Consider the following 19,634-nt stretch of genomic DNA (forward strand, 5'->3'; position numbering starts at 1 on the left):
TTTTTGGGGTCAGTACAACCCGAGGCCCCTGTATGCTAGTCACATTCAGAGTAGCCTCTTGCCTGCTTAAATGCAAGGAGAAGAAGGCCATTGTTAACACCAAGCTGTAATGTCCCCTTTGAACCATTCTAAAATGTCCCCAGACAATTCTCTGGGGGATTTTTCATGATCAAAGAGACTGTTACGATGAGTCATAAGGAACTCGACCGACTTCACATTATTCAGGAGTCACTTAATCGCCATATTACTCAGGAACAAGCTGCGGCACGCATTGGCATTTCTATTCGGCAGGTTAAACGTCTGGTGCAACGGTATAGAAATGAAGGGCCTTCTGGTCTAGTTTCCCGCCGACGTGGAAAGCGTCCCAATAATTCCTTTTCTACCGAATTCAGAGCAACAGTAATTTCACTCCTCAAAGGCCGCTACGCTGATTTTGGACCTACGCTTGCGTGCGAAAAATTGCGCGAGATACACGGCTTGTGTTTATCCATTGAAACTCTCAGGAAGTGGATGGTAGAGGAGGGCATATGGCGCGAACGTCGTCGTAAGTTTGCCCGAATTTATCAGCGCCGGATGCGGCGCCCATCCTACGGTGAACTCATCCAGATTGATGGCTCGCCTCATGACTGGTTTGAAGGTCGGGGCCCCAAATGCACACTGATAGTCTTTATCGATGATGCTACCAGCGCTCTGATGGCGCTACGATTCGCTCCTGCAGAAACAACCCGGGCTTACATGGAAACCCTCCGGGGTTACCTTAATGATCATGGCGTACCACTGGCTCTCTATTCTGACAGACACAGTATATTCAGAGTAAATAACCCGGAGCGGGAAGGAGAGTTGACTCAGTTCACACGTGCGATAAAGACACTGGGCATCGAGCCAATCCATGCCAACAGCCCGCAGGCAAAAGGGCGGGTAGAGCGTGCCAATCAGACACTGCAGGACAGGCTGGTCAAAGAAATGCGGCTTCAGGGTATCAGTGATATTGAAACAGCAAACGCATGGTTGCCGACCTTTATTGAAGCCTATAACAACCGGTTTGCTACGCCGCCTCGTATTGCTGATAACGCCCATCTTGATGTACACCATTCTGAAGAGGAACTGGGTTATATCTTCAGCCTCCAGGCGAAGCGCGTTCTCTCCAAAAATCTCACTTTCCAGTACAAAAGCAGTGCGTTTCAGATTCGCAGTGAAGGCCGGGGATATCGACTTCGGCATTCGGTTGTCACGGTATGCGAAAGCTTTAACGGTGAAATTAAGGTTCTGTATGATGGGAAAGCGTTGGGATGGGAAAAATATGTTGATGGCCCGGAGCCTATACCACTGGATGATGAAAAAAGTGTCCATGAACGTGTGGATAATGCCCGTTTTGATTTACGCTCAAAATTCTACGTAAAACCTAAAGCTGACCATCCTTGGCTCACGCGCCGCACGCAAAGTAATCAGCAAGTGAAGCCCCCTAAATTACCCAGAAAGAAGGCTGATCCCGATAAAATGGACTGAAACCAGGCGTTATTCAGTTGAGTGCATATCCAGTCATAGGATAGATTCTTACGTAGCGTTTCTGGCGTGCATTTTCGGGTGGTTTGTTACTGTTTTTAACGGGGACACGTCAGAAACGCGCTCAGGCCGTCTGAGCGGTACGCGTAATGCGGCGTTATGGTAAATAGCCTATGCTAATGTCCGCTAAGAGCGAGATATAGTCATTCGTACCCTGAGAATTACACTTTGAAGTGATTCAGGGTATGCGCTTACTGGTTACGAATATTGAGCGAGAATCATGTGATGATCGCCGCTTTTCTTTCGAGCCAGTAGGTGCTCCACGTTCGCTAACGAATACTCAGGGCATGCAGATAAACTGCTGGCTATATTTCTTTCGAAGAGCGTGGAATGCATACCAATCCCCGATAAAAAGGAGTTGGTGATGACTGTGACTAATCAATTTGCTGCGCACGTTGGTCTGGACTGGGCTGATAAAAAACACGATGTCTGTGTTCAGTTTAAAAACGGTGAACGCGTATTCGATGTGATTGAACATACAGCAGAAGCGCTTGATGCCTGGCTTACTGAGTTACACCAGAAAGTAAAAGGTAGAATCGCAATAGCTCTCGAACTGAAGAAGGGCCCCGTGGTATATGCTCTTCAAAAATACCCCTTTATCACCGTTTTCCCCGTCCACGCATTGTCCCTGGCTCGTTATCGGCAAGCCTTCTCGCCCAGCGGCGCTAAAGATGATCCGCAGGATGCCGAGCTGGCATTAGAGTTAATGCTGCGTTACCCCCAGAAGATAAAAGCTATTGAACCCGACAATGCGGATATTCGCTTACTTCAGCAACTGGTTGAGCAACGTCGTCAGTTGGTTGAAGATAAACGACGCTTTGTGAACCGGATAATCAACACGCTTAAACAGTATTATCCTCAGCCACTGGAGTGGTTCTCACATCGGGGTAGCTTACTGTTGTGTGAGCTGATTATCCGGTGGCCCAGTCTGCAACAACTGAAACGAGCCAGACGCGACACGATCCGCAACTTTCTGAATGCCAAAGGTGGTCGCGCTATGGCCCTTACCGAGCAACGTGTTGCGAGTATTGATAATGCGATCCCATTGACTACAGACCCGAGTGTTATAGAGGCTAATGCTTTGATGGCAGCAGCACTGGCGACACAAATTAAAGTCGTGAGTGAAATCATCAAAACCTATGACGAACGAATCGAAACGCTGTTTGACACATTGCCAGATGCGGGGCTGTTCAAATCACTTCCGGGCATGGGACCGTGCATGGGCCCACGGATGCTTGCTGCACTTGGTGATAATCGTGACCGGTTTAACAGCGCTGAAGAAATTCAAAACTACGCAGGTATAGCACCGGTGACCGAACGAAGCGGCCAAAAATCATGGGTTCACTGGCGATGGCAATGTGCCAAGTTCGTCAGGCAGACCTTTGTTGAATGGGCTGCCAAGACGGTTAATTCATCATACTGGGCCAAACTGTATTATCAGGGCCTTAGAGAAAAGGGCAAATCTCATCAGTCTGCGATCCGGGCACTGGCGTTCAAATGGATAAGGATCATTTACCGCTGCTGGAAGGCCAGAACCTGTTATGACGAAGCGAAATATTTGCTGGCTCTCGAAGCGAGACACTCGCCCTTACTGAAGCCATAAAAAGCTTGTCGAATGTCTCAGGGCGTGAAGCGGACATTGCAGACTGCCCAGTAGAAAAAGTGCTATCAGAATTATCTAAAGGAAGATCGTATTTACCATGTCTCATTCTAACTGTTTAATAAATTACAAAAATTAAAATTTCCATTTAATATCATCGCGTTAAGCAAGAGAATTAAACCTCTCATTTAATTTATGATTCTTATTTAATTCATGAGTTGGTGTAAAAATAGGTTGCCGCACTATAGAAAGACACATATTTAAACCCAGCAGGAAATCATATTTGAAAGTAATGTGTTTAAGGGGCTGCGTAACAAGAACAGCAAGTAAACACATAGTAATAACAGTTACCATTCCCATTTCGCAAGTGGCCATATCAGAGGTGAACTAATGCCTGCTGCAATTTTAAGAATTAAGGTTATCCTAATAATTCTTTTGTATGATTAAGATCATCGATAAATTTACTAAGGACTCATTAATGAAATTGCGACTCTGGAATCTATTACCCCATGATTACGCTCCTTTTTTTCGTATTCTTCACATCATTGTGGCATTTCTAATATTATCACAAATTATTAACTCTAATCTGACAGAGACCGAAGCAATTGGTGAACATAGTCTTGAAGGAGTTATAACCTGGATGCACATTATTTCAGGGTTAGGACTGATTATTTGTGGTTTTATTATGTTAAGTTGGATGCTTACTCAAAGAGGTTTTACTTATTATTTTTCATGGGTAGGGCTTGACTTTAGTGGTATTAAGCAAGATATAAAAACGTTGACTAGTTTCCGACTGCCCGATGCACATTCGGGAGGTATTGCCAGTACAATCCAAGGATTTGGAGTTCTAGCATTGCTAATTGTAGCACTTTCAGGTGGCCTATGGTTCTTGTTGAATACCATGCAGTCAAATCTGGCTGAAACAGTAATCCACTGGCATAAGTTCTTTACTACTTTCATTGAGGTCTATTTTTATGCACATGGTGCAATGGGAGTTTTGCATATTTTAATTGAAAAATATAAAAGCCGCTCAGTTAACCTAAGTGACTAATCTGTTGTGAGATAATATTACTTCAAGTTGAAGAAAACCCTAAAAATAAAATTTAGTTTACTAGAAGATGAAACAGCACTTGCAGAGACTTTTTAATTAAATTTAATAAAAACGAAAAAATATTCATGGCGAAATGATTGTTTAATTATCTATCATGGATAGAAATGTGAGTTAGTCGTCCTATTTTAGGAAGTTAATAATGACTAAAACAAAAGGGTTACCTCGTCCGCTGACGCACTACGCTTGGCTTTCCATTGCCACGGCTATTGCCACTATCGGACTCAAAGGTGTGGCGTGGAAAATGACCGGTTCGGTCGGTCTGCTATCTGATGCCATCGAATCCGTAGTTAACCTCGCAGGAGCCCTAATGGCGCTCTGGATGCTGACCTTGGCTGCGCTTCCGGCCGATGAGAACCATGCATATGGGCACGGCAAAGCCGAATATTTCTCGAGTGCTTTCGAAGGATTTCTGATCCTATTGGCGGCAGCCAGTATCGCCTATACCGCAGTTGAGCGGATGTTAACTCCACAGCCGCTTGAGGAGATTGGTCTCGGATTACTGGTTTCAACAGTCGCATCAATCCTTAATTTTGTGACGGCTCGCATTTTGTTAAGGGCTGGCAGGCAGCACAACTCTATCACTCTTGAGGCAGATGCTCATCACCTGCTGACCGATGTCTGGACGTCGGTCGGTGTCATTTTTGGTGTCGGACTGGTTTATCTGACCGGCTGGTTTTGGGTCGATCCGATCGTTGCATTGCTGGTCGCAGCCAACATCGTTTGGACTGGTTATCAGCTTATGAGTCGTTCAGCTGCAGGTCTGATGGACGTATCGCTACCCACGGAAGAACTCAAAAAAATCGAGTCACTGCTGGCAGGATATCGTGAACAGGGGCTTGATTTCCATGCACTACGTACACGCCAGGCTGGCGGGCGGGCGTTTATGACAATGCACATCCTAGTTCCTGGGCGATGGACTGTTCAATATGGGCACGACTGGGCCGAGCGTATAGAGAATGATATCCGCACCGCACTGCCTTTTATCCATATCACCACTCATGTGGAACCGTTGGAAGATCCCGCGTCAATGAACGACCAAACGCTCGACATTTCTGATCACTAAACTAACCACATGTCGCTGGTCGGGCAGGGTAACAAACCTCGCTCTACAAAAATTTCAGGTATTCTCTATAATTCTGAGGGTACTTGATGTGACCTGCGCCCAATTGTTGGGCACGCAATATTTTTAAAAAGTCCGCTTCTGGCACAAAGCGGACAGTGATCACCGTTCTTACGACTACTTTCTGACTTACTTCGTGACTTGCCCTAAGCATGTTGTAGTGCGATACTTGTAATGACATTTGTAATTACAAGGGGTGTAAGACATGGGTAGCATTAACCTACGTATTGACGATGAACTTAAAGCGCGTTCTTACGCCGCGCTTGAAAAAATGGGCGTAACTCCTTCTGAAGCGCTTCGTCTCATGCTCGAGTATATCGCTGACAATGAACGCTTGCCGTTCAAACAGACACTCCTGAGTGATGAAGATGCTGAACTTGTGGAGATAGTGAAAGAACGACTTCGTAATCCTAAGCCAGTACGTGTGACGCTGGATGAACTCTGATGGCGTATTTTCTGGATTTTGACGAGCGGGCACTAAAGGAATGGCGAAAGCTGGGCTCGACGGTACGTGAACAGTTGAAAAAGAAGCTGGTTGAAGTACTTGAGTCACCCCGGATTGAAGCAAACAAGCTCCGTGGTATGCCTGATTGTTACAAGATTAAGCTCCGGTCTTCAGGCTATCGCCTTGTATACCAGGTTATAGACGAGAAAGTTGTCGTTTTCGTGATTTCTGTTGGGAAAAGAGAACGCTCGGAAGTATATAGCGAGGCGGTCAAACGCATTCTCTGAACCAAAGCATGACATCTCTGTTTCGCACCGATGGTGACACTTCTGCTTTGCGTTGACAGGAGAAGAAGGCCATGAAAATGCCGAACCAACCCATTGTTTTGTGCATATTAATAGTTTGTTTAACGCTGTTGATATTCACCTGGCTCACACGAAACTCGCTTTGCGAGTTGCGGATGAAAGACGGAACAAGGGAGGTATCTGCTATCCTGGCCTACGAATCCGGTAAGTAGCTGACAAAGAGGGGGGCAACCCCCTCTTTTCGGGGTGTGGATTAGTATGCCATCGGCACCTTTTGAAAGGGTTTCTCCAGTCGGGGAAACCCTTTTTTCCTCCCGTCTTGTGGCATATAGCCTTTTGTATAAATCAAGAACCAGACCCAAAGAGTCCCACTTCACGCAAACCGTTCAAAAGCCTTAGCGTAATCCAGTCGGGAAAAATTTCACCGGTGCTCGTCCGGGCACGTACCGGAAACAATGGACTTCTCACTGGTCGGTAGCTCATAGAACGTAGCCATTGCGGTCAGTCCTTATTCTGTACCCAGTAGAGTTTTATGGCCGTCTGGCAAATCGTTCAAACATTGTCATTTCTGTTCTCGCTGCATCCGGTCAAATGATACGGTGAATTCAGCTCATGGGCATTCGCATCGCAGTCTACGAAGGCACCAGAAGTTTGAGGATGTTACGCAAAGAACAGTTATCAGGTTTGCTGGTGGGCGTAATGCCTACCTCTACTTTACTTCATAGGGATTCTTCTGCGGGGAAGCAAGAATTGACTCAACGTTGTCCGGTCGTACCAGATTTGTCGCGGAAAGCGCCTTTTTGTGAGGGGGGCCGCAGCGCTAAACCTTTTCCTGGAACGACATGAAGGACAGCAGAGCGTCCGCCCTGGAGGACAGCTCAATACAGTCTCCACGCTGCGGTTCTATCTCTTCGTCAATGGTTTCATTGTACCAAATACGCAGCCGCCATCCCTTCGCAGGGAAAGCGCTCTGCATCGCCAGGACCATCCCCTCCGGCGACAGCAGTTCTCGACAGAGGTAGCAGGCCCCGATCCGGGTTGAATCCCGCAGCCACATTACGGGATACTCTTTAACCAGTTGGTCATACACGCATTCTGCCATATGAAAGTAATTTTCGTCAGCCCTGCAAAAATCACACATTCGATTTCCTTAAATGGTGTTCATCGAGATAATTCAGAAAGTTGATTCGCCAAACTACGGGGCATTTCTTTAATGGCGGAGCTTTACATCACTATTTCTGTCATTTTCAAATCCGCCGGATACAGCAATAATTGCACCGAACAGCGGTTTGAACTGCAATGCATCCGTAGGGTATGCGACAATAATAAGGCTCTTCCCGTACTCTTAAAAATGGAAGAGTTTAAAACCCATACTGCTGGGATGAGCGAAGCACGGTACATTATGCCAGCGTATAAGGGCCGTCATAACTTGTTTTTTTCTAGAACACGGCGAAGTTTTCTTACCTGGGAAGCTGTGGAAAGCGTACCGGTTCGGGGATGGCATGCGCTTGCCTTTTCACCTGGTTTGAGTACATAGGCTAATGCCAGCTCGTTCAGAGCCGCCTCAGCTTTCAACAGGGCCTCAATGGCCGTGTTCAGGTATACAGTTCGGCTCTCATGGTTCATCAGGATTTTCCTCACAAGGGTAAAAATGACAGGCGATACCTGCCGTTTACCCTTTGTCTCCGTTAAGAATGGCATCACGGCAGGCTTCCCAGATTACCTGGGCATTAGCATCACACTCCACGAACCCGCCGCACTGATCGTATATCACCTGGTATACCTCAGGGGGAATCTTCCCAGGCGCAACCGGAGTTGAGCGTTTGCCTTTATGAATCTCATCTGCGGTATCACAGACAGCGTCGAGATGCCGCGACATCCACTCAGATAATTTCAGACCCTCTCGATTTGCCTGTTTTACATAGCGAACCTTTCTGGAAACCGTAGATCGCATCTGAATCTGTGTCACAGCTGGCACATCTTCTTTCATGGCATTCTGTAATGCAGCTTTGGGCTTTTTCATGTTCATGGTTGCTTTAAATTATTCTGGAGTTCGTCTGATATAAATGCTGACGTGATCTGTCAGCGTCGCTTAAATAGTTTATCGCCTTCCGCCAGTTCGCCGTTGAGCTGTTCAATCACGCTCCAGATGAGCCGATCATCCGGCGTTGAGCCTGCACACTCTTTCACGACCGCCACGGGTCTAAATTCTTCAGGGTCTGCCTGCCCGGAGGTGAAGAGCCTGCTCTCAATCCAGTGGGCCCCCTCTGTGCAGCAGTGGCAACTGGTTTCAGGTGGTTCATCCAGACCGTCCACTCCACAGGCTGAGCAGGTGAACAGTTTGCGAGACCCACCAGCCAGTGGCGTATCGCAAGCTGCTGGAAGTGCGCCAGCATTGCGCCAGTACAGCACATGATTTGAATCGTAGCAGTGTCCATGAAGCAGAAGCGAAACGCCGCAACTGCGAGTTTCAATGGCTTTGCCTGTGCCAAGGTATTGCCCGATCTCGTCCCATACGTCCACTAAGGTGTCAGGCAGCGGACGCGTAACAGGGAACTTAGCGCAGTCGTCCGGGGTGCCTTTAATGCAGCAGAGGGCCGAATACGCAAGCTCCTGCATTTCGTAGGAGTACTGACCACATACCACGCGTTCCAGTTTGTCGATTAGTTGTTCTTTATTCATCATACTCAGCCTTATTAAACAAATTCATTACGCCACTGGCACCATCTGGCCGGAGCAGACTGCGGCCCGGTAGTAGAGCCGCAGGGGGTGTCGCTGGACTAACAGGTGCTCAGTGAGTCCCGCACTTCCTCATGACTGGTCATTTTCAGAAGAAGCTTTCCAGGGCAGCGTGGTTCCGCCTGTGAACGGGTGACGTCTTCGTTGATTGCCTGGATATGAGCAGATTCAACGGTCCGACGCTGTACGACATGGTTGCTCAGGTTGAATTCGCACTGGAGCCTTCTGGCATCAGAATCCGCGTTCATTGCAATACGTTCATCAAAGCGGCGGTTCATTCGCAGAGCCTCTTCGTGAGCTGCATCAACAAGGGTGCGTCTGGTGACATAGTCGTTACCAGCAAAAAACGATAGCTGAGCGTGTTCCGAAGAGTAGTCGGAGCTTCCCTTACAACGGGCAATCGCGGCTTCAGAGTGCAGGATTAATGAACTCAACCGTGAACAGACGTCATTGATGGTGCCGGTTTTCAGACAGTCGTGGATAAGTGTCCAGGCGGAAATGCTCAGCGGGCGGCTGGTGATCACATAGGGATTGTAATGATCAACCGTTACGATAGTACGCAGTGAATGAAGCGATTCGGACTGCGTACGTAAGTCACGGCGAACAGTACATGCCACCGAGGCAACATCTTTACATTCTTTGTCGGACATCGAGTCCAGTACGCGGATCTCCACCTCTGCCGCCTTTGAGGCGATATGCGCACTAATCTCACCCTTAAGACGTTTGTAGTCAGCCTTGAAGCTTCCCACGCTGTCAATATCGATCCAGTAACCACAGCTGTAACCAGCATTACCAAACTCGTCATCTTTCTCATAGTTCGGACAGCCGTCATTGCTCCAGCCAGCTTTTTCCAGCAGCTCGTCAATAGCGACCAGCTCAGCCATTGGTGCATGTTCGATAATGAAATAATGGACACGGCCCCAGGCATATGCGCGTGAACGGCCATCAACAGAAGTATCAGAAGTCGTCTGACGGGAAAGTTTCATGAGGTACTCCAGTTCTGCCCGGTACCGCCGGGGCGGTGGTGCGAAAGCCGCACCATGAATGACACTATGATCCTCCTAACTTCTATTGTCAATACAATTGAAGTGGCGTTGTATTTATTCATTATTTGGACCCGGCTCGTACGGAACGACCGTCGGGACTTGCCAATTATTCTGCGGTGAGCAGGGGGAAGGGAACATCCCACCGCTTGTTTCAAGATGTACAGCCAAGGAGGGCGCAGAATGCCTGACAGAATCATCGTGCAGCGGTAGCGAAAGACCTGACAAACGGGAAAAGTATCCTTTTATTCCAAAGCCAACCTCAGCTTTTAATGTCGCCAGTACGTTTCTTAAACATGCCAAATCGGTCTCTTATACGGCCGGATGGGCCCGATGAAAACGATAAAATGAGAAACAGAACCCGACACATCGCTGCTCTCTGGGAAAGCCGGTCAGCAGATGGAGCGCCAGGAACTAAATCCGCTGGTTTTAATAATGATTGAGGAGAACAAGATGAAAGATAACAAGACACGTCCTGTAGACTCGTATGCTCATGCTGATTTCATGGAGTCCGTCTTCAGCAACCTCAGGGCTTTCTGTGATGCGGAATGCCAGCGGCTAACTGCCGGTTATCCCCCAACTGTCAAACCAGAACAGCAAAGCACTGACGGCCAGCTGTCGGCGGCATAAATCATTACCTGCCAGTTCGTTCAAATTTCCGCTTCCTTAAGCCCGGGCCAAAAGCCCGGCTCAATCCAAAAACTGAACGTACCGGTTTACCTCTATATCTCCTCAATCCCCTGCGACTTACAAGAGACCCGCACCGGTTTAGCCATTCCTGTCCTGCCACTCTCTCATCACTGGCCCAGACAACCGGAAAAGTAACTTTTCTCTCCGACTCACCTTCTGAACCAGCTATTTTGCTTAAACGTAAAAACGGCCCACTGTTGTGAAGATTTAAAACGGACGGATCGAGTAGTATTGTCTCAGGAATTTTTTTTAAGAAAAGTTACTTTTTCTTCTGTGCAACCTATTAGAAAAAATGTCGAACCTGGTATTGTTGTGTTGTAGCGCAGTTAAACAACCAACCAAAAGAGAGAACAAAAATGTCCGCAATCGAAACTGAAGTAAAAAACAACAGCAACGAAATCAGCCTTCGTGGTTACCTGGAACGCACTGGTAACGGTGCCCGTAAAGGTAACGGCCTTATCATTGACCCTTCGGTTGTTGTAGAGCAGGAAGGCTTTAACACCCGCACGGCCGGTATGGGCGAGCTCTACTATTCAATGCCTCACGTTGTGGAACACCTGAACAGCCTGGCCGATGCCTACATGGAAGACCCGTTCAGCGTGACGCCTATCGTTGTTCAGATGGTTAATGGCGTACCTGTACTGCGTCAGGGGGCTTGCCGTATCCGTTCCATCGCTATTGCAAACCGCCAGCTGGAAGCAGAAGGGCGTGAACGCATTACTCGTATTCGCTGCGAAGAGTTTCGCGGTAGCGCTTCAAAAGCAGAACTCTTCACCCTGACCGGCAACTCCAACCTGGCGCTGTCTGTCGTAGCTGAAGCGCTTTCAATTAAGCGTCTTGTTGAAGATAAAGAAGAGCCTAAGACCTTTGCGGAACTGGCAAAAAAACGTGGTAAATCAGAGCAGCATCTTCGCCAGATGGTTCGCGTACTGGACCTGCCTTCTGAACTACAGACCATGCTTGTGAGCGATCAGGTGAGCATGTACGTTGCGCTGGACGAGTATATGTACAGCGGTGAGGATGCGGTAGATAACATCAACAAGGCGATCTCCATCTATGGTAAAGCGACGAAAAACACGCTGAAATTCGTCAAAGCTGCCAAGGTAGAAGAGCGCATGGCAGATCCGCAGACTCCGGAAAACTCCGGTGATGAGCAACCGGCAGGTAATGCTACCGTTAACACCCCGGTACCGGATCAACTGAATGATGAAAGCAATACAGAGACGCTGGTTACGCCACCGGTACAGGAACCAGCTCCGGCTCCAAAGGACAGCGCTCCTAAACAGAACCCGGCAGGTAAAGCACCATCCATGTCCAGCGTTCTGAACAAAAAGACCGTGACCGTCATTGCCGACACCGCGATCCCGATTTTTGAACGTATTGCTGAAGAAGCCAAGCTTAAAGAAGGTGAATCTGTCAGCACTGATACTTACACGCTTGTTCTGACCAATGATGAAATGAACGATATCATCAATGCTCATGCTGACCTGAAAGAGTACCTGCGTAAGCATGCTGAGAAGATGAATAAGGGACAGGCATGATTTTCTGACCGACCCCTCCATCCGGACGGGTCGGTAACTTTTTCAGGACAAGGGGAAACAGGGCAATGAAGAAGGCTTTTATCAACGTAGACAAGACTAACCCACTGCCAGTCCTGACGGATTCGGTGACCCGGGTAAGTATTCAGTGCACGGCAAAAGATGAAAACGGGGCAGGGATCGAAGTGAACATCCTCGACCTGATTCAGGATCATGATACGGATGAAGTGAAAGTGCAGTTTGGGAGCTCGCCTGTTCAGGCTCTGGCGATGCTCCGCCGGGTTATGACAGCACTGGAAAAGCAGGCAAATGCAGAACTGCAACAGAATTCCTGCTCGCGTATGCAGTAAACGGTAAAAGCAGAATGTTCCCTACTGGATAAACCCGGTGGACCTCACGGAGAGCAAGTCACCGAATGGTTCACTGTTAAGTGATATACATCCGGATTTATAAGGTTTTGCAGCATCCGAATAGGCAATAAATAGAATTATTTTGATTTATCTCAGCAAGGAAATGGAAAGCTACCAGATTTTAGGATAGCGAAATGCCTGTATCGCTACTCTGCTGAATTAGAAATGATTTTAAACGCAATGCATAATGATAGAATAGCAATGCCTTTAATTATTTGTCACGTCTGAATTATATGTAGACTTACGGAGAGGATATGGTAATTACTTATTCATTATCGGAAACGTTTAATATGTTTTTACGCGAGATTATTGCATCTGGACTTGCAGTTTTTTGCGCATGGTGCGTTTTGTGTCTTTTCTCTGATCAGGAACGAGGTAAAGAGGTTCCTGTTTCTATGAAAAAAATAACTTCAAAGTCAGCTTTCTCCTACTTTATCAGTTCTCAAATTGCCGCTTTTATTATCTCCTTGTTGGGTTCAATCTTAAGCACGAAATGGGACAACATCGTCTGGAATGATGAAATAAGACAGTTTTATCTGCATGTAGGATTTGGGCTGGTAGCTTGTGTATTCTGTCTGCTTGTAATCTTGCATGAGAAATTTATCAAAAGAAATTTAAATGTTTATTCTGGTTATTGTGGTTCACTGGCAGTTAGTCTCACAGGAATCTTTGTACTTTGTGCGTTATATCTGACATTTTCATTACCATTTCATTATGAAGAACGTCTACTTAATGATGCATCCTTGGTGGCTTCGGATGGCGTTGAAAATTCAGTCGTTTTTGCAGACGGTCGTTACTGGGTTTTTGAACTGGGCTTACCATATTTCAAACAGTCATTGCTCAAAGAGGTAAGAAGGGGCAGGTACCAGCTAATCTGCACTACAGAAAAAAAACCAACATGCTGGTCTGGCAAAAAACTTCCCGAAAAACCAACCTCTTTGAAAGCTAGTTCATAAAGATTTAAACTGCTCGCTTAAATCCACACTGGTCCAATTTTGAAAATTTATTGTGTTTTTAAAAGAAATTACAGTGTGGGTTATTAGCCAGTAGGTCGGAGTTTTATATAATACCCAAAAACACAGGAGGTATTATGAAAACCAATCTGGCCTATGCATCTAATTGCTCCGATTCTGTCTACTCCTATATTTATCAGGCACTGCAACAACGCTCTGGTGCCGAGAATGAAAGCCTTTATCAGCAGGCCATTTCCAGCTGCTGCACAGATAAACAAAAAAAGAAACTGGCCGGGTATTATGCCGGTCCATGGCAGCTGCTATTCAACGCGTGGTGTAACAATCGCGTCCCTAACACAGCGGTGCTGGCCCTTTTACTCCAGCAGTGCTTATCTCATTTCCAGTGCGAAGAAGTGATCGCAGCCTGGCAGTAACCCTATCAAGCCCCTTCGTATAGCGGAGGGGCAGGAGATATCTCATGTACAGAAACGACAGAAACGTGGATTCCTTCAACCTGGTTAATGCTCTTCAGCCGGTCTTTCGTAACACCGGCTGTGGGATGTTTGAATATGATCGTAAAAAGCAGAATGAAACCGCTGATTCAATCTTACGAGCGTTGGCGTTAAATGCCGATTTCGCGAGGGCCTTAAAACAGTACGTCCGGATTAATTCTGTACGACGGGTTGTTCAGTTCGATGACGGCTCGGTTCGCTATGGTATTCATGCCGAATTTGAAGGGCATAATAAAATTAATTCCTTCCGTATTTTTAAAGATGAAGATACAGACGCATTTGACTCCTATTTTTATTCGGTTTGCGATAATAAAGCTGAGCTGGTGGATTTTAAAATGGACTCTCTCGATATTCAATTGCAGGCAGTTTTTGAAAAGGTGACAGGTATTTTTCTGTCACATTAAATATTCAAATTTTCAATCCTCGGGCTGATAGACAAAAAACGCACTTTAGAATATAGATGAGATGAATATGAAAAACGTAAATATTTTGGATACCGATATTGCGGCCATTAATGCTCTTTCTGGCGTAGAACTGACTGACTTTCTCACTGCCGGGTATCAGGTAAACTGGTTAGGAGAAAGGGAGGTTTCGCTGGTGGGCTTTCCGTGTTTAGCAAGCAACAAGCAGCCGGTAGAAGTTGGTCCCGGCATTTTCATTAATCGCGTGTACAGCAGAGACAGCCAGTCTCTGAGCGGGAAATTGCGCTATGACCTGTCTAATGGTCTGGCAACGAGTGCATTTTCATTTTTCTCCCAGTCAGGCTGGTATGGGGGATTCCGTGTCGTATCTTTCCGTGACAACGGGCCAGCTGCGTTAATCAACATTGGTATTGTCCATGAGAATGTTTTGAATGCATTTTGTGCTGACTTCCCCCGGGCCAATGTGAGCGTAACCCGTTTTCATTGTGGCATGACGCTTGAGCAGATCCGAATGTTCATTTCAGACACTGCTTACGATATGCCGCTTTATAACAACGAGTCTGACTTTCGCAGGCTCGCCAGTTAGCATGGAGGCTGACTTCAGTGCTTACGCCTAAAAGCCGGTGAGCGAGGTGGCGGAACCGGTTGGCTTCGCCCAGTCTTACTTACTTCTCTCAAGGTACTGCGCTGCAAGCGTACGTAAAAAAAGTAAGTAGCTAAATGGCGTGAGCGATTAGTTCTATACGGGAAGAAGTCATAGTATTCTGAAATGATAGTTATCTCATACGAACGATAGTAATGGAGTTTCTTAATGGGCGTTGATATCTGCTGGCGATTTCAAAGGGAAGAAAAGCCTGGTAAATGGATTAATTTATCAAGCAATTATAAAGGGGACCGATCATATCTCCACTTTGCCTGGCTCGGATTTGATGTAGATCGTGAAAGGGCGAGCACATCAGCAGTTTTTATCCACGCATTACGCGGATTACCTGATGATATACCGTCCGAAGATGATGATTTATTCGGTGAACATTCATACTCATGGCTGACTTCGGAAGAAATTTTGTCAGCCATACCACCCGATAACGCCGGAGAGGTGATCCAGGAATTTGTCGAAGAAGTAAAGCGTCTCCACGTGGAGAACGGCAGCGTCCGTTTCGTCTTTGGATTTGAAGGGTAACCCGTAAGAAAGTAGCTATCTTACCCGGCTAGGTCTCCAATCTCTCAGATGCTCAAAGAGGGCCGGGCATGGTGCCCACACATCCCCTACCATTCCGATTTGATATTCGTCTAATACACCCTTTAAAGAAAACAAGCAGACGGCAATGAGACGTCGGATTAGCGTCAGCAAATATGAGACGTCAGTAGTCGATGTTTGTCCTGCGGAACGTGAATCTGTTTACAAGGGGTAAAGCCGTACCATCCATGAGGGCTCAGAGAGCCGGGGTCTCCTCCAGATCACTGGAAGTTATTGACTCTGGCAGGCCTATCCCTATGACTTTTTCCCGGATGGCAAATTAAGAGCGAACAGGGCCAAATTAGTACTCTTTTCTAAACGGAAATACTGAATCACCCTGATATAACTGGTCTCTCACAAGACAGGAGATCATCAATGGAACGTGTAATATTTTCAGTAATCTTTTTTATGATGCTGGGCGTACCTTTTTACCTTCTTTATAAAATTGCCCGGGACATTTTTGGTACCGCCGGTGCTGGTGAGCCTGCACAATTGCCTCAGGGCAAGCAAAGACGCTCAGGAGGCGCTGGTTCGGGTTCGATCTGGCAAGGACACCATCTACAGGGGAGCAGCCATTTGAACCCCCTCGGAGGTGATTGTAATGGTGAAAATAGCATAGCTGGTGGTTGTGATGGTGGCGGTGGAGGAGGTGACGGAGGTGGTGGTGGTGACTGATAGCCTGCAACTTTAACTATCAGGATGAAACCCATGTCCAGCAACCGGAAAAAGAATTCATTTCAACCGAAAAGCCCTGCCTTAAAGTGAAGCGTATTAAACGTGAAGGATGCTGAATTAGAGGGTATCGGTTTTATACTGAAGCGTAACTGGAAGAAGGATCTGAAATTAACTATTACGGAAAAGTAACTTTCTGACTCACCACGTACGCCCCTCGGTTATGCCATACAGTTTGATACGAAAACAGATCAGTAAGTAGATTGCTATACGCCGGAGAGAAGTCTATTTTTCATGCACCGAACCTGTTTGGCCTGCAATGGAAGCAGGTATAATAATCACATACAAAGGAGGGCATTATGAATACATTTTTATACGTGCTTTTGGCCTGGATTGTTGTGCTTTTTATCGCCAACAAACTGCTCGCAAGACGTAAGCCCAATACGGTTAAAATCCTGGTACAGCGCAACGGGAAAGCCGCAGAGGTTGATGCTGTAGTGGTTCAGGGTTCAAAGAGAGCTAACAACAGTTCTGTTGCGGACAGCGACGCGGTAGATAGTTATTTTGAAATGAATCCTTACTCCCGCGAAAACCAGGCGAATGGTTGGGCTATGCTGGCCAGAGACGATGACCAGCTTAAATAATCAGTTGAGTGTGATGTGTAAAGCAGCTTAAAACTCTAAATGGACGAACAGGGGAGGTGACAAAGATGACAACCAATACAACAACGACCACCTACCGCTCAGAAGAAATCGTGCCGTTCAGACGGCCCAAAGGGGATCTGGATAGTCGGTATATGCCTCAGGTGTATGCAATGGTGCGGAACTGGGCAAGTAACCCTGCTCAATATGGTGAGGGTGTACTGGCCTCCTACCGCCAACCGGCAGTAAACCTTGCCTACCAGGTAAAAGGAACTCGTGTTGTTTTAATTCTGGTACCAGTAGAGTGCGAGCCACCTGGAGTGATAATGACGGAAACAGTCCTGTGGCCGTCACTATCACTTGTAGAAGTCTTGCAGACCTTGCAGGAGGCCTGGCAAAATATTCCGGCGTTAAACCCCTGACGACTTCTGTCAATATCACCGGCTAGTGATTTACCTCTCTGCTGGTGGTCAGCCCGCCTAAGTTCAAATTATCTCTTTCTAAATTAGCCCGGATAAAAATCGGTCCCTCTAAAATAGCCTGCCCTGAGTAGGCTACGTCATACAAAGCGTTGGCCAGTCACCAGCTGGCTGGTGGCCATAATGCTCCACAGGATAAACCGTATCAGAACTACGCAAAGAAAAAGCCCCAACAATTTACCGATGGGGCCTTTTGCAGACATTTTACAGCCTTACCAATGATAGAGCGCTAAGGCTTCTGCTTAGTGAACAGACTTGCCCACAGATAATGGATAAAGTTGAGCAGAATGTATGTTACTCGTTGCTCGAATTTCATCGGGGCTTTGTACTTTGTCGTTATGTTATGAATATGAGTAAGGTCCGTATAGAGCCCTGGCGACTTCCTTGTTGACTTCAACACCGAACAGATGTGCTGAACAGACTCCGGTGTGAACAACCGTAGCCCTCGTCGTTGTTTGACTTTATGGATAAAATCGTCCATCCCCATACATAACCATTCCGGCTTGATGCCATCAAACTTACAACGTCCGTTTATGATGACGACATTGATACATTCCAGTTCTCTAGCCTTAAGAGCAGACTGAATAGCCCTGATGTGCCCCTGGTTTTGCTTAAACGGGTTCTGCAACTTGAGGGTTCGGGACTGAGTCCATTTCCGCCAGTGGCTTTCCTCCAGAGTACCGTAGAGCTTGCCTACGTAGTTTTTCTGCTCTATGACGTATATACCATGTGGGGCTACGAGAATGTGATCAACCTGCGTAGTGCTATGAGCCGACAACTGAAAGGTGAGATCACTAAGTAGCCCCTGAGCTTCTTCAGGAAGCCCAGATTCAATTGCCTTTGCAGTCCGCCGTTCCGCTATGGCAGAGGTCATAAATCCCAACAGACACAGCAACACGACGAAAATAAGGATAATGAAAGCTACCCCCGTAATGCTCCACAGCAGATTGAAAGCATCCATGTTACCTCACAGAGGGGTAGCTGGTGGCATTAACAGATTCTACTAAGCGGGTAGTGGTACCGGTAAGGCTCTCAATATTTGAAGACAGGCTCATCAGCATGCCGAGTGCAGAACGGAGATTACGATGAGGCTCATTGTAGTTTTTGAACGTGTCAGTGGAGTACATTTTTGAAAGACGTGTACGGATCTCTACTGACGTAAGATCTCCATCCACCAGGCCGTACTTAACTGCCTGAGGTGTTGGCCATACACGGCCTGAATAGAGAGAAACAGCATCGGCATCATGACGCGAGAGAAGCTTTTTACCCCGTCCAAGTTCAACATCAGTTATAAATTTTTCATGCATCGTGTTCAGGATCTCCTTCTGCATGAACTCCCTCGTTGAATCGGACAATGGGTGGAAGGGGTCAAGAGCATCTTTGAACTCACCGGCCGTAAGGGGCTCATTCTTGACGCCTACTGTGCTCATGATCTCTGACAGATTCCAGTGGTCCATACGCACACCGATAGAACCGATCAGGGCATTACTGTCGGCATAAATTGCATCAGCGGGCGATACCGCGTAATAGCATGCGGATGCGCATATGCCTTTCACACTAACGATGATTGGTTTATATGAGTCTGCGATATCAGAGAAAAAACGACCGGTACCGCTGGAGAGTACTTCGAGGGAGTTTTGCTTCGACCGTGCTTCATCGCCACGTTCTGTGCTCCCGGTTTTGTTACTCTTGTCAGCGGCTACAGATGAAAGAGAGCCACCGGCATCTGATACGCGTTCAATCTGTGGCTGGTGGTTTTTAAGCGCGTTTATCTGGCGGTAAATAATGATGGCGTCAGAGGGACCACCACCACCTGACTCTGCCTCGATAATAACTGCTTTGGCATGGGGATTATTGTAAGCTTTGGCAAGAGCTGTTGCGATCACTGTTCCATCGCCCGTTTCCGAGCCGGTACCCATCTCGCCAGAAATCCGTATTACAGCTATATGGTCTTTCTTCCCTTCAGCGTCCTGCCATTGTTCGTAAAGATTGTAGAAAGAAAACCCTACAGCGGTCATGGCAATTAGCGACATAGCAACTTTTGCCGTGGTATGAATGCGAAACATCTTATAAAAACGGTCAGCGTTATCATTGAGCGATTCTTTGATATTTGTAGGGGACTTCCTTTTTTTACTGCTTAACATCTGACCACCT

The 19,634-nt window shown here is 46.9% G+C and carries 25 protein-coding genes and 1 pseudogene; 18 read left to right on the forward strand and 8 right to left on the reverse strand.

The features are described 5' to 3' along the window. Nucleotides 1-165: 165 nt before the first annotated feature. The 4 genes from CKK19_RS22700 (at nucleotide 166) to CKK19_RS22715 (ending at nucleotide 5,337) form a co-directional block, all read left to right on the forward strand. Nucleotides 166-1,506: an ISNCY family transposase gene (locus tag CKK19_RS22700; protein ID WP_000589001.1), complete on the forward strand. Its 1,341-nt coding sequence runs from the start codon at nucleotides 166-168 to the stop codon at nucleotides 1,504-1,506. Between the two features lie 421 nt (nucleotides 1,507-1,927). Continuing rightward, complete coding sequence (locus CKK19_RS22705; protein WP_000219087.1) at nucleotides 1,928-3,166, forward strand: IS110-like element ISEsa2 family transposase; 1,239 nt, start codon at nucleotides 1,928-1,930, stop codon at nucleotides 3,164-3,166. A gap of 475 nt (nucleotides 3,167-3,641) precedes the next feature. After that, the gene (locus tag CKK19_RS22710) at nucleotides 3,642-4,214 is read left to right on the forward strand and encodes a cytochrome b/b6 domain-containing protein (RefSeq protein ID WP_001515348.1); all 573 of its coding nucleotides are present in this window, start codon (nucleotides 3,642-3,644) and stop codon (nucleotides 4,212-4,214) included. Between the two features lie 199 nt (nucleotides 4,215-4,413). After that, entirely contained in the window at nucleotides 4,414-5,337 is a 924-nt protein-coding gene (locus CKK19_RS22715) for a cation diffusion facilitator family transporter (protein WP_000167917.1), read from the forward strand. A gap of 121 nt (nucleotides 5,338-5,458) precedes the next feature. Here the strand turns inward: CKK19_RS22715 and CKK19_RS22720 are convergent. Beyond that, a pseudogene (locus CKK19_RS22720) lies at nucleotides 5,459-5,575 on the reverse strand (hypothetical protein); the annotation flags it as partial. A gap of 24 nt (nucleotides 5,576-5,599) precedes the next feature. Between CKK19_RS22720 and relB the strand changes: the two are divergent. From relB to CKK19_RS22740, 3 genes are all read left to right on the forward strand, one after another. Continuing rightward, nucleotides 5,600-5,839, forward strand: a complete 240-nt coding sequence (gene relB / locus CKK19_RS22725; RefSeq protein ID WP_000534858.1) for a type II toxin-antitoxin system antitoxin RelB — start codon at nucleotides 5,600-5,602, stop codon at nucleotides 5,837-5,839. Next, nucleotides 5,839-6,126, forward strand: a complete 288-nt coding sequence (gene relE / locus CKK19_RS22730; RefSeq protein ID WP_000323025.1) for a type II toxin-antitoxin system mRNA interferase RelE — start codon at nucleotides 5,839-5,841, stop codon at nucleotides 6,124-6,126. The genes relB and relE overlap by 1 nt, the downstream gene beginning before the upstream one ends. 71 nt (nucleotides 6,127-6,197) lie before the next feature. Further along, complete coding sequence (locus CKK19_RS22740; protein WP_001447866.1) at nucleotides 6,198-6,356, forward strand: type I toxin-antitoxin system Hok family toxin; 159 nt, start codon at nucleotides 6,198-6,200, stop codon at nucleotides 6,354-6,356. Between the two features lie 608 nt (nucleotides 6,357-6,964). On the opposite strand, the gene CKK19_RS22745 is transcribed toward CKK19_RS22740, so the two are convergent. From CKK19_RS22745 to CKK19_RS22765, 5 genes are all read right to left on the reverse strand, one after another. Continuing rightward, the gene (locus CKK19_RS22745; RefSeq protein WP_000332796.1) at nucleotides 6,965-7,285 is read right to left on the reverse strand and encodes a hypothetical protein; all 321 of its coding nucleotides are present in this window, start codon (nucleotides 7,283-7,285) and stop codon (nucleotides 6,965-6,967) included. A 281-nt stretch (nucleotides 7,286-7,566) separates the two neighbouring features. Continuing rightward, entirely contained in the window at nucleotides 7,567-7,770 is a 204-nt protein-coding gene (locus CKK19_RS22750) for a hypothetical protein (protein WP_001015183.1), read from the reverse strand. Between the two features lie 46 nt (nucleotides 7,771-7,816). Continuing rightward, the gene (locus CKK19_RS22755; protein ID WP_000743059.1) at nucleotides 7,817-8,167 is read right to left on the reverse strand and encodes a hypothetical protein; all 351 of its coding nucleotides are present in this window, start codon (nucleotides 8,165-8,167) and stop codon (nucleotides 7,817-7,819) included. Nucleotides 8,168-8,226: 59 nt separating this feature from the next. Then, on the reverse strand, nucleotides 8,227-8,826 hold the full coding sequence (locus tag CKK19_RS22760; protein ID WP_001031420.1) for a hypothetical protein: 600 nt from the start codon (nucleotides 8,824-8,826) through the stop codon (nucleotides 8,227-8,229). Nucleotides 8,827-8,924: 98 nt separating this feature from the next. Further along, the gene (locus CKK19_RS22765; RefSeq protein WP_000778029.1) at nucleotides 8,925-9,869 is read right to left on the reverse strand and encodes a DUF5417 domain-containing protein; all 945 of its coding nucleotides are present in this window, start codon (nucleotides 9,867-9,869) and stop codon (nucleotides 8,925-8,927) included. Between the two features lie 510 nt (nucleotides 9,870-10,379). On the opposite strand from CKK19_RS22765, the gene CKK19_RS22770 reads away from it, so the two are divergent. The 11 genes from CKK19_RS22770 to CKK19_RS22820 all read left to right on the forward strand — a co-directional run bounded on the left by CKK19_RS22770 (nucleotide 10,380) and on the right by CKK19_RS22820 (nucleotide 17,423). Further along, complete coding sequence (locus CKK19_RS22770; RefSeq protein WP_001371930.1) at nucleotides 10,380-10,556, forward strand: hypothetical protein; 177 nt, start codon at nucleotides 10,380-10,382, stop codon at nucleotides 10,554-10,556. Between the two features lie 416 nt (nucleotides 10,557-10,972). After that, nucleotides 10,973-12,157: a hypothetical protein gene (locus tag CKK19_RS22775; protein WP_001272971.1), complete on the forward strand. Its 1,185-nt coding sequence runs from the start codon at nucleotides 10,973-10,975 to the stop codon at nucleotides 12,155-12,157. Between the two features lie 65 nt (nucleotides 12,158-12,222). Continuing rightward, a complete protein-coding gene (locus CKK19_RS22780) occupies nucleotides 12,223-12,504 on the forward strand; it encodes a hypothetical protein (RefSeq protein WP_000708863.1) in 282 nt (93 codons plus the stop codon). 314 nt (nucleotides 12,505-12,818) lie between these two features. After that, nucleotides 12,819-13,520, forward strand: coding sequence for a hypothetical protein (locus CKK19_RS22785; protein WP_000237191.1), 702 nt, complete (start codon nucleotides 12,819-12,821; stop codon nucleotides 13,518-13,520). Between the two features lie 134 nt (nucleotides 13,521-13,654). After that, nucleotides 13,655-13,951, forward strand: a complete 297-nt coding sequence (locus tag CKK19_RS22790; RefSeq protein ID WP_000856246.1) for a hypothetical protein — start codon at nucleotides 13,655-13,657, stop codon at nucleotides 13,949-13,951. Nucleotides 13,952-13,995: 44 nt separating this feature from the next. Beyond that, nucleotides 13,996-14,433: a hypothetical protein gene (locus tag CKK19_RS22795; protein ID WP_000286108.1), complete on the forward strand. Its 438-nt coding sequence runs from the start codon at nucleotides 13,996-13,998 to the stop codon at nucleotides 14,431-14,433. Nucleotides 14,434-14,500: 67 nt separating this feature from the next. Further along, a complete protein-coding gene (locus tag CKK19_RS22800; protein ID WP_000800251.1) occupies nucleotides 14,501-15,037 on the forward strand; it encodes a hypothetical protein in 537 nt (178 codons plus the stop codon). A gap of 225 nt (nucleotides 15,038-15,262) precedes the next feature. Next, entirely contained in the window at nucleotides 15,263-15,631 is a 369-nt protein-coding gene (locus CKK19_RS22805) for a hypothetical protein (RefSeq protein ID WP_000537761.1), read from the forward strand. Nucleotides 15,632-16,063: 432 nt separating this feature from the next. After that, entirely contained in the window at nucleotides 16,064-16,363 is a 300-nt protein-coding gene (locus CKK19_RS22810; RefSeq protein ID WP_000442693.1) for a hypothetical protein, read from the forward strand. A 356-nt stretch (nucleotides 16,364-16,719) separates the two neighbouring features. After that, complete coding sequence (locus CKK19_RS22815) at nucleotides 16,720-17,004, forward strand: hypothetical protein (protein ID WP_001091367.1); 285 nt, start codon at nucleotides 16,720-16,722, stop codon at nucleotides 17,002-17,004. Nucleotides 17,005-17,069: 65 nt separating this feature from the next. Next, nucleotides 17,070-17,423 (forward strand): hypothetical protein, encoded by a 354-nt coding sequence (locus CKK19_RS22820; protein WP_000210769.1) that lies wholly within the window; start codon nucleotides 17,070-17,072, stop codon nucleotides 17,421-17,423. 286 nt (nucleotides 17,424-17,709) lie between these two features. On the opposite strand, the gene CKK19_RS22825 is transcribed toward CKK19_RS22820, so the two are convergent. Both CKK19_RS22825 and CKK19_RS22830 read right to left on the reverse strand, forming a co-directional pair. Next, entirely contained in the window at nucleotides 17,710-18,441 is a 732-nt protein-coding gene (locus CKK19_RS22825; protein WP_000338612.1) for a nuclease-related domain-containing protein, read from the reverse strand. A 1-nt stretch (nucleotide 18,442) separates the two neighbouring features. Next, entirely contained in the window at nucleotides 18,443-19,624 is a 1,182-nt protein-coding gene (locus CKK19_RS22830; RefSeq protein WP_000952985.1) for a S49 family peptidase, read from the reverse strand. Nucleotides 19,625-19,634 lie beyond the last annotated feature (10 nt).

Origin of the sequence: Enterobacter sp. CCUG 70166, assembly GCF_020224095.1 — a bacterium.
In the GTDB taxonomy this organism is placed as follows: domain Bacteria; phylum Pseudomonadota; class Gammaproteobacteria; order Enterobacterales; family Enterobacteriaceae; genus Enterobacter; species Enterobacter intestinihominis.

Bases quoted from the DNA above. Each gene is read 5' to 3' on its own strand.
- CKK19_RS22700 (WP_000589001.1), top strand. From the start codon at position 166: ATGATCAAAGAGACTGTTACGATGAGTCATAAGGAACTCGACCGACTT.
- CKK19_RS22705 (WP_000219087.1), top strand. From the start codon at position 1,928: ATGACTGTGACTAATCAATTTGCTGCGCACGTTGGTCTGGACTGGGCT.
- CKK19_RS22710 (WP_001515348.1), top strand. From the start codon at position 3,642: ATGAAATTGCGACTCTGGAATCTATTACCCCATGATTACGCTCCTTTT.
- CKK19_RS22715 (WP_000167917.1), top strand. From the start codon at position 4,414: ATGACTAAAACAAAAGGGTTACCTCGTCCGCTGACGCACTACGCTTGG.
- relB (WP_000534858.1), top strand. From the start codon at position 5,600: ATGGGTAGCATTAACCTACGTATTGACGATGAACTTAAAGCGCGTTCT.
- relE (WP_000323025.1), top strand. From the start codon at position 5,839: ATGGCGTATTTTCTGGATTTTGACGAGCGGGCACTAAAGGAATGGCGA.
- CKK19_RS22740 (WP_001447866.1), top strand. From the start codon at position 6,198: ATGAAAATGCCGAACCAACCCATTGTTTTGTGCATATTAATAGTTTGT.
- CKK19_RS22745 (WP_000332796.1), bottom strand. From the start codon at position 7,285: ATGTGTGATTTTTGCAGGGCTGACGAAAATTACTTTCATATGGCAGAA.
- CKK19_RS22750 (WP_001015183.1), bottom strand. From the start codon at position 7,770: ATGAACCATGAGAGCCGAACTGTATACCTGAACACGGCCATTGAGGCC.
- CKK19_RS22755 (WP_000743059.1), bottom strand. From the start codon at position 8,167: ATGAAAAAGCCCAAAGCTGCATTACAGAATGCCATGAAAGAAGATGTG.
- CKK19_RS22760 (WP_001031420.1), bottom strand. From the start codon at position 8,826: ATGAATAAAGAACAACTAATCGACAAACTGGAACGCGTGGTATGTGGT.
- CKK19_RS22765 (WP_000778029.1), bottom strand. From the start codon at position 9,869: ATGAAACTTTCCCGTCAGACGACTTCTGATACTTCTGTTGATGGCCGT.
- CKK19_RS22770 (WP_001371930.1), top strand. From the start codon at position 10,380: ATGAAAGATAACAAGACACGTCCTGTAGACTCGTATGCTCATGCTGAT.
- CKK19_RS22775 (WP_001272971.1), top strand. From the start codon at position 10,973: ATGTCCGCAATCGAAACTGAAGTAAAAAACAACAGCAACGAAATCAGC.
- CKK19_RS22780 (WP_000708863.1), top strand. From the start codon at position 12,223: ATGAAGAAGGCTTTTATCAACGTAGACAAGACTAACCCACTGCCAGTC.
- CKK19_RS22785 (WP_000237191.1), top strand. From the start codon at position 12,819: ATGGTAATTACTTATTCATTATCGGAAACGTTTAATATGTTTTTACGC.
- CKK19_RS22790 (WP_000856246.1), top strand. From the start codon at position 13,655: ATGAAAACCAATCTGGCCTATGCATCTAATTGCTCCGATTCTGTCTAC.
- CKK19_RS22795 (WP_000286108.1), top strand. From the start codon at position 13,996: ATGTACAGAAACGACAGAAACGTGGATTCCTTCAACCTGGTTAATGCT.
- CKK19_RS22800 (WP_000800251.1), top strand. From the start codon at position 14,501: ATGAAAAACGTAAATATTTTGGATACCGATATTGCGGCCATTAATGCT.
- CKK19_RS22805 (WP_000537761.1), top strand. From the start codon at position 15,263: ATGGGCGTTGATATCTGCTGGCGATTTCAAAGGGAAGAAAAGCCTGGT.
- CKK19_RS22810 (WP_000442693.1), top strand. From the start codon at position 16,064: ATGGAACGTGTAATATTTTCAGTAATCTTTTTTATGATGCTGGGCGTA.
- CKK19_RS22815 (WP_001091367.1), top strand. From the start codon at position 16,720: ATGAATACATTTTTATACGTGCTTTTGGCCTGGATTGTTGTGCTTTTT.
- CKK19_RS22820 (WP_000210769.1), top strand. From the start codon at position 17,070: ATGACAACCAATACAACAACGACCACCTACCGCTCAGAAGAAATCGTG.
- CKK19_RS22825 (WP_000338612.1), bottom strand. From the start codon at position 18,441: ATGGATGCTTTCAATCTGCTGTGGAGCATTACGGGGGTAGCTTTCATT.
- CKK19_RS22830 (WP_000952985.1), bottom strand. From the start codon at position 19,624: ATGTTAAGCAGTAAAAAAAGGAAGTCCCCTACAAATATCAAAGAATCG.